Annotated in this window: 7 protein-coding genes; 4 read left to right on the top strand and 3 right to left on the bottom strand. The window is 60.9% G+C overall.

The genetic code is table 11. The features are described 5' to 3' along the window. On the bottom strand, positions 1-442 hold a 442-nt coding region (locus VL547_RS11820), incomplete at its 3' end, for a short chain dehydrogenase (RefSeq protein ID WP_325577933.1). Positions 443-478: 36 nt separating this feature from the next. Continuing rightward, positions 479-1,411, bottom strand: a complete 933-nt coding sequence (locus VL547_RS11815) for a helix-turn-helix transcriptional regulator (RefSeq protein WP_325577931.1) — start codon at positions 1,409-1,411, stop codon at positions 479-481. Between the two features lie 60 nt (positions 1,412-1,471). On the opposite strand from VL547_RS11815, the gene VL547_RS11810 reads away from it, so the two are divergent. The 4 genes from VL547_RS11810 to VL547_RS11795 all read left to right on the top strand — a co-directional run bounded on the left by VL547_RS11810 (position 1,472) and on the right by VL547_RS11795 (position 6,210). Beyond that, positions 1,472-1,651 (top strand): hypothetical protein, encoded by a 180-nt coding sequence (locus tag VL547_RS11810; RefSeq protein ID WP_325577929.1) that lies wholly within the window; start codon positions 1,472-1,474, stop codon positions 1,649-1,651. 49 nt (positions 1,652-1,700) lie between these two features. Beyond that, entirely contained in the window at positions 1,701-3,197 is a 1,497-nt protein-coding gene (locus tag VL547_RS11805; RefSeq protein ID WP_325577927.1) for a carboxylesterase/lipase family protein, read from the top strand. A 57-nt stretch (positions 3,198-3,254) separates the two neighbouring features. Further along, positions 3,255-3,620, top strand: coding sequence for a SnoaL-like domain-containing protein (locus VL547_RS11800; protein WP_325577925.1), 366 nt, complete (start codon positions 3,255-3,257; stop codon positions 3,618-3,620). Positions 3,621-3,765: 145 nt separating this feature from the next. Beyond that, positions 3,766-6,210: an ABC transporter permease gene (locus VL547_RS11795; protein ID WP_325577923.1), complete on the top strand. Its 2,445-nt coding sequence runs from the start codon at positions 3,766-3,768 to the stop codon at positions 6,208-6,210. 8 nt (positions 6,211-6,218) lie between these two features. Here the strand turns inward: VL547_RS11795 and VL547_RS11790 are convergent. Next, positions 6,219-8,146: AAA family ATPase (locus VL547_RS11790; protein WP_325577921.1), on the bottom strand; the 1,928-nt coding region annotated here is incomplete at its 5' end.

The following is an 8,146-nucleotide window of genomic DNA, read 5'->3' as shown; positions in this document are numbered from 1 at the left end:
TTTCGCGGGTCATCTCCTGCGCCGCGCCCAGCACAAAGCTGTTGACCGCGCCATTGATCATGGCGACGCACGTGCCGTTGCGCGCCGGGTGCTCTGCGGCGATACCGCTCGTCAGCGTGAAGGAGCCGCCGGGGTTGAGGTATCGCTGGCCTTCCAGGACGAGGTTGACCTGTCCGAGGAGCTTGCCCAGTATCCCGGGCATCATCAGCTCCGCGGTCATATCGTCAAAGGGCCCATAGAAACCGGTTCCGGCGGTACAAATACACGCATCGACGGCGCCGACGCTTTGGTACATGGCTTCGATGGAGACCTTGGACGTTATGTCCACCTGTACGGCGCCGCTCTTCCGGCCCGCGATGACCACGTCATGCCCGCGTTCCGCAAAGGCTTTCGCGACTCTTTTTCCGATGGTTCCGTGACCACCGATCAATAGGATTTTCATGAGGCAAAGGTCGGGGCGCCGCCGCGGGCATTTGGCTCACATTGTATCGATTTCGGCTCTGGCCGCGGTGGGTGTCACGCCGTATGCCTTCCTGAATAGCTGTATAAAATGGGCGGCGTTGTCAAACCCACACTCGCGCGCGACCCCAGCGATGGGTGTGTCCGTGTTCTGCAGCAGCATGCGCGCGTGCGCCAGCCGCTGTTGGTTGATCCAGGCGCGGGGCGAACACTGATAGCGCTCGCGGAAGTCCCGTTTGAACTTCGCCAGGCTGCAATTGGCGAGGTTCGCCAGCTCTTCGATGGTCACCGGCTGGAGCAGATAGCTGCTGACGACATAGTCGATGTCCGCGGGTTCGTCGCCGACGGCGTCGCGGATGAACGACCGGACGCGGTCGCCCTGCGGGCCTTCCAGGAGCAGCAACAGGATCTCCCGCTGTTTCAATGGGAGGAGCTCGTCCAGGCCGCGCAATGACGCGCCGAAATAGCCCCGGAAGCCTTTTTTGAAACTATCGATGACTTCGGTGGAGGGGAAAACGACGAAACTGTCGTTGCGCCGCGCGCCGCTGTGCCCGTTCTCGCGCGGGCCGCTGTGCGCCACCATCGACCGCAACAGCTTACCCGGAAGGAAAAGCATCACCGCCTCGAAGTCGAGCCCGTCTTCGACGTATTCCGCCATCACATAAATGCCCTTGCGGAGCAGGATCACCTCGCCGGGCGAGGCCCTTACCGTCATATCGGGAAAGTGCAGCAGCTTTACGCCTTTCAGGACGAAGATCAGCGTGTGCCCGGTCATCAAAACCGTACGCTGGTTGGGGAGGGATTCGGTTTTGAGCTTGGCGAAGGTCTCGGTTTTGCTGGCGATAAAAGATGTATCCGCCTTATCCGGCGGGGGTGGGAACCGGTGTAGCATGTGACAAAGATACGGCCATTCCCTGTCACTGTTGCCGGCGATCGACAGCATTTCTGACATTCTGTCTCGCTAATTTCGAATGGGCGGGTTTTTGTGTGTATACGCGAAAGAGGATTAGCTATGTCAGAAAGCTGGAACAAACGCCAGCGGGAAAAGAAGCAACGAGAGAAAAGACAGGAAAAGCTGGAAAAAATGCAAGAACGCAAACAGAACAAAGGCCACCAGGATTGGACTGAGATGCTGGCCTATGTTAACGAAAACGGCGAGCTGTCTTCAACACCCGTTGATCGTCCGCAATAGGAAAGGCCCACCGATCGGTGGGCTTTTCTTTTTTTCGTAGGTTTATCCGATGGAATCGATAGGATTATCATTTCGTGCGGCGACGCGCGGCGCGCTCGCGGTTTTCTTTGGCGCTGTCGCGCTGGGCACGGCCGGCCAGGCGCCCGCCGATCGCGCGTCCGGCCAGCCGGCGCCGGTGGCCAAAACCGCCGAAGGCTACATCCGCGGCGTCATGGAAAATGGGGTCGCGGTCTTTAAGGGCGTACCCTACGCCCAGCCGCCAAAACGGTTTATGCCGCCGGTTACCCATGAGCGTTGGGGCGATACGCTGAACGCTACGGCCTTTGGCGCTTCGGCTATGCAGCCCGCGGGGGAGAAGACCATGGGTTCCGAAAATTGCCTTTACCTGAATGTATATACGCCGGCGTTGGATAACCGGCGGCGGGCGGTGGTGGTGTGGGTGCACGGCGGGAGCATGACCAACGGCAGCGGGCGCGGCATGAACGGGCACGCCTTTGCGGACAAGGACGACATCGTCGCCGTGACCATCAACTACCGGCTGGGCGCGCTGGGTTTCCTGTACATGGGCGACGTGGACAAAAAATATGCGCAGTCGGGGAACTTGGGGCTGCTGGATGTAGTGGCCGCGCTGAAATGGATCCACGCGAACATTACGGCCTTTGGCGGCGACCCGGACCGGGTAACGATCATGGGCGAATCGGCGGGCGCCAAGCTGCTGAGCGCCGTCATGGTCTCCCCCGCCTCAAAAGGCCTCTACCGGCAGGCCATACTCGAAAGCGGCTCGGTACAGTGTATCCGCGATACGGTGACGGCTCTCCACGAACGCGCGCGGCTGCTGCGGCAGCTGGGCATCGGCGACCCGCGTCAGCTGCCGACCCTGCCCGCCGACACGCTGATCCGCGCCCAGGGCCGCATCTGTGACGGTCTCGGCGGGAACTCGCAGCTGGGGCCGGTTTACGACGGCATAACAATCACGGATGACGCCTATAAGATACACCTGTCCCATGTCCCGGTGCTGATCGGGACGAACGAGGACGAAGGCGCCGCGTTTATCGGGCCAACCGCCGACTATGATTATGCCATGAAGGACCTGTTCCGGGACAACGCGCCCTTTGCGCTCGCCTATTACCGGCGCCTGCTACGGACCGACACGCCCTATGCCGCCGCGGTAAAGACGCTTACGCAGTATATGTACCAGATGCACGCGTATCGTTTTGCCCAGGTGCTGTCGGACGACGGCAACCCCGTTTGGATGTACCGTTACCGGTACCGCGCGGGTAAGCCATTGGGCGCGCGGCATGGGAACGAGCTGCATTACATCTGGGACGCGCCCAGCGCGGCCAACGGCGTAGAAAAACAACTCGCGCTGGATATGCACGGGGTGTGGGTCAATTTTATAAAAACGGGAGAGCCGCTGCCCCGGTGGCCACGGTACTACGCCCGCACGCCGCAGGTGATGATCTTCGACACGACGGATACCGTCCGGATGCTTACCGAAGTATATAACGACCCCGCGTTCCCGTCGGCGGTTTTTGTGCTGCACTGAGCGGCCTGCTGACATAGGGTTGTCATCCCCCACCCCCATCTTTGAAAAAAATACGGTATGACAACACAAGAAACAGCCACGCGCTATCACGAGCTGGTCAATCAACGGAAATTTATCGAGGTCCAGGACACGCTCTACGCCGAGGACGTCGTTTGCCAGGAGCCCGAAAAAGCGGCGGCGATGGGGTTTCCCATCCTGACCAACGGGCGCGAAGCGGTCAAGGCAAAGGGGATTGCGCGGCGCGCCACGATCGAGACCACGCACAGCTATACCTGTAGCGAGCCCATCGTCGCGGGGGAATATTTCAGCGTCGTGCTGCGGCAGGACGTGACCTTCCAGGGGAAGCCGCGGTTGACCCTGGAGGAGGTCGGCGTTTTCCACGTAAAAGATGGTATGGTCGTGAAGGAGCAGTTCTTTTACTAAAGGTCCTGCAATTAAAAGCCCCCGCAGGTGCACAAGGGTGTGTCGCCGCCGGACAACCGATGTGCGTCACCGGACACTACCGACATCATGAGGCGTTGATTGTCAATGCAAAAACACTTGGCACGCCCCTGGTAGCTACAGCCCTATGCTCCGCAACTACCTCCGCATCGCGCTCCGCCAGCTGAAAAAGCAAAAGCTCTACTCCACCGTTAAGATTGGTGGTCTCGCCCTCGGCATCGCCGTATGCCTGCTGATCGGTCTGTACATCCGGTATGAGACCGGCTACGACCGCCAGTATCCCGATGGCAACCGGATATTCCGCGTTTTCCTCGAGGACGATGAGAACGGGCAGGTCCAAAAGAGCACGAATTGCCCCGCGCCGATGGCGGCCGTCATAAAAAGCGACTTTCCGCAGGTAGCGCGATCGGGCCGCTGGCTGGACAACGCCCTTTTCGACGGCGCCGGTCACAATGAATTCCGGCCCGCGGAGGCAACGGAAAACACCTACGAGGAAGGTTTTGTGTACGCCGACCAGGAGACCCTGGATATGCTGGGTTTCCCGATGGTCTATGGTAGCAGGGCCACGGCGCTGACCGAGCCGCGCAGCATGGTGATCTCCCGGCGGAAGGCCGAACAGTTTTTCCCCGGCATCAACCCGATCGGACAAGTGGTGTACCTCAACGACCAACGCCAGACGCCGTATAAGATCAGCGGGGTGATGGCGGATATACCGCAGGATTCGCACCTGCGGAACACCGACTTTATCATGAGCCTCCAGGGGCATTCACTCTGGGATGGGGAGCAGACCAGCTGGAACGCGTTCAATTACACCGGTTACGTACAATTGAAACGGGACGTGGACCCGGTCGCCTTCAGCGACCTGATGACCACCGACCTGGTCAACCGATATTTCATCCCGGTTGCGATTAAATCGGGGCAGCCGGAAGCCAGCGCGCGGAAATTTCTTGCCGGCGTCCACGTGCGGCTCCAACCGGTGCGCGACATCAACCTCCATTCCTACGACATCGAGGACCGGCAGGCGCACGGGGATATCCGTTTTGTCTGGCTGTTTGGCCTGGTGGCGGCGTTTATACTGGCGATCGCCTGTATCAATTTCATCAACCTGTCGACCGCCCGAAGCGCCAACCGCGCGAAGGAGGTCGGGCTCAGGAAGGTGGTCGGATCGGCGCGCGGCGGGTTGGTCGCGCAGTTCCTGACGGAATCTGTCCTGTACAGCCTCCTTTCGTTTTTGGCGGGGTTGGTCCTGGCGCAGGTCCTGCTGCCCTATTTCAATACCATGGCGGGACGGGAGCTGGTCATACCCTGGACGGCGTGGTGGCTGGCGCCGGTGATGGCGCTCGCCGCACTGGCGATCGGGGTTATCGCGGGCGTCTATCCCGCCTTCTACCTGTCGGCATTCCGGCCGGCGCTCGTGCTTAAAGGCACGCTCAGCCAGGGCGCCCGGAATTCGCTCCTCCGCAACATACTGGTGGTATTCCAGTTCGCCGCGTCGGTCATCCTGGTCATCAGCACCATCGTCATCTACAAGCAAATGCGTTTCCTCCTGAACCGGGATGCGGGTTTTGACAAAGACCAGGTGGTCATGATCCAGGGAGTCAATACGCTGCCGGAAGATAAGATCAGGGCCTTCAAAACCGAGCTGTCCAAGCTGCCGTCGGTGAAAAGCGTTACCATCAGCGACTTCCTGCCGGTCGACGGTACCAAGCGGAACGGGCAGACCTTTTATAACGAAGGGCACAAGGACGACCCCACGTTCGAGTCCCAGGTCTTCCACGTGGACGAGGATTATATAAAAACGCTGGGCATGACGCTGGTTGCGGGTCGTAATTTCTCAAAGGCGATGGCCACCGACGATCACGCCGTGGTAATCAATGAAACGATGGCCAGGCAACTGGGACTGACCAGCCCGGTGGGTCACCGGATCGTACAATTCGAGGGCGACACCTATACGATCATCGGCGTCGTCCGGGATTTCAACTATTCGTCGATGCACTCCGGTATCGGGCCCCTGGTGATGCGGCTGGATTTCAGCCCGTCCATCGTCTCGGCCAAGATCGATGGCGCTCACGCAAAACGGGCGCTGGACGCCCTTACCGCACTCTGGAAAGGCTTTTCCCCGGGTCAACCCATCCGCTATACCTTCCTCGACGAGCAGTTCGCGGCGATGTACGCCGACGTGCTCCGCAGCGGACAGCTGTTCACGGCCTTTGCAACGCTGGCGGTGATCATCGCGTGTCTCGGGCTTTTTGGCCTTTCCGCTTTCATGGCCGAACAACGCCGCAAGGAGATCGGCATCCGCAAGGTCCTCGGCGCGACGGTGACGAGCATCACCGTACTGCTATCCTACGACTTTGTCAAGCTGGTCTTGCTGTCGGTGGTCATCGCCGCGCCACTCGGATGGTGGGGCATGCACCGCTGGCTGGAAAACTTCGCCTACCGGACGGGGTTGGACTGGTGGATATTCGGCATAGCCGGGGTCTTTGCGCTGCTCGTCGCGCTGTGTACGGTGAGCGTGCAATCGGTGAAGGCGGCGCTGGCCAACCCCGCCAGTACGCTAAAGAGCCAATGAGCCTTGCTCTAAAACAGCTCCTGCGTTCCAAAATGCGCCTGCACGACTTTTAACAGGCTTTGCGCCACGCCCGGAGTCTCGACGCCGGCGATGGACGCCAGCGTGTCGAGCTGGCGCGGGGCCTTGTTGGCCACGGTTTTGAGGGATTTGTCGGTGATCACCTGGTATTCGGGGATCCCGTTGGACCGGCTCCATTCGGCGCGCCACGCGCACAGCTTGTTGTACAGCTCCGGATGGACGAGCGGCGTTTCCTTGACCGGTCGCTTCTTGTGCGCGGGCTGGAACGAGGTCTTGCTTTTGCGGACGAGGTCCGGGGTGTCCGCCAAGGGCAGGCTGTCCCGGATCGCGGTAAAAAACGTCTCCCGGAGGGACAGTTCCAGGAGCAGCGTGTTGATCACTGAAAGACGGGTGTCACCCTCCGCCAGTTGCCGGAGCAACGTGGTCGCTTGATGGAGCCGGGGCAGAAAATATCCGGCGGCGGCCTGCAAACGGGCGATCAGGCGGGGCGAGGCCTGCAATGCCCCGGGGACGGATAGCTCCTTGACGAGGAATTTCTGCGCATTGGCCGCCAGGTCGTCTTTCAACAAACGGTGCAGGTCCTCGTGACCCAGTTGCCCGGCGTATTTCTTCACCAACGGGTATTCGAACTGGCTGCGCAAAAACTTGAACTGCCGGTCGCCCGACGCCTCCGCGATTTCGGTTCCGGCGCCCTGCAGCCGGCGCAGCCCCGACATAAACCCGACGATGGCCGGATCGATGATCAGGCTGGACCGGGTCACCGGCGCGTTCAGCACCAAACCCCGCAGGGACCGGCACCGGCTGAGCGCCACATAGGCCTGGCCATGGGCAAAAGAGCCGCTGACATCGACGGCCGCCTTGTCGAAGGTGAGCCCCTGGCTCTTGTGGACGGTGATGGCCCAGGCCAGCTTCAACGGGTACTGCGTGAACGAGCCGGCGTCAGATTCGGTGACCTTCCCGCCATCGGCGGACAGGTCGTATTGGGTGTGTTTCCACACTTCCCGCGCGACCTCGAGCTCAGTCCCGTCGTCGGAGAAACGCACCCGTATGTGGCCCGCGGACAGCTGTATTACCGTGGCTGCGCGGCCATTGTAGTATTGTTGTTTGCCGGACGAGTCGTTCCGGGTCATGATGACCAGGGCGCCCTCCTTGAGCTGTAACAGCTCGTCGCTGGGGAACGCGTCGCGCGGGTAGTCCCCGCTAACGGCCGCGGGGTAGCTGAACAGGTCGCCCGGCAGCGCCTCCAGCCGCTCGCGGTTGGTTTGGCTGACCAGCTTGTTGTGCGTGGTGATGGTCACGTAATCAGCGGGCGCGCCGGTGGCGCTGTACCGCGTGTTGAGCACGGCCAGCAGGTGGTCGCCGATGTTATCCAGCCTAATACTGTTGAGGATGTCGATAAAGACCGGGTCGTCCTGCCGGTAAACGCGTTCCAGTTCGAACGTCCAAAAAGGGCTCCGCCGGAAGACCCGGCTGGAGAAGAAATACGGCGTCTCGTAGACCGGGGCCAGTATGGGCCAATCCGTGTTGGTGACGGGCGGCAGCTGGAACAGGTCCCCAAAGACGATCACCTGCACCCCGCCAAAGGGCTCGGTGGACGCGTGCACTTCCTGCAACAGGCGGTCCAGGTAGTCCAGCATGTCGGCCCGCACCATACTGATCTCGTCGATGATGATGAGCTCGAGCGCCCGCCAGAGCTTTAGCTTATCCGGCGAAACCGCCAGGGTCTCGTTATCGCCATCCGCGGGCAGCAGCGGCCCGCGCGGCACCTGGAAGAATGAGCTGATGGTCACGCCGCCGGCGTTCAACGCCGCCGCCGCGGTATAAGCCACGACCACCGGGTTTCCACCCGCCTGGCGCCTGATCTCGTGCAGCAGCGTTGTCTTGCCGGTGCCGGCTTTGCCCGTGATAAAGACGTTGC

Origin of the sequence: Dinghuibacter sp., from assembly GCF_035492835.1 — a bacterium.
Taxonomy (GTDB): domain Bacteria; phylum Bacteroidota; class Bacteroidia; order Chitinophagales; family Chitinophagaceae; genus Dinghuibacter.
The sequence above is the reverse complement of the archived record's forward strand: the minus strand, read 5'-3'. Positions and strand labels throughout refer to the sequence as shown.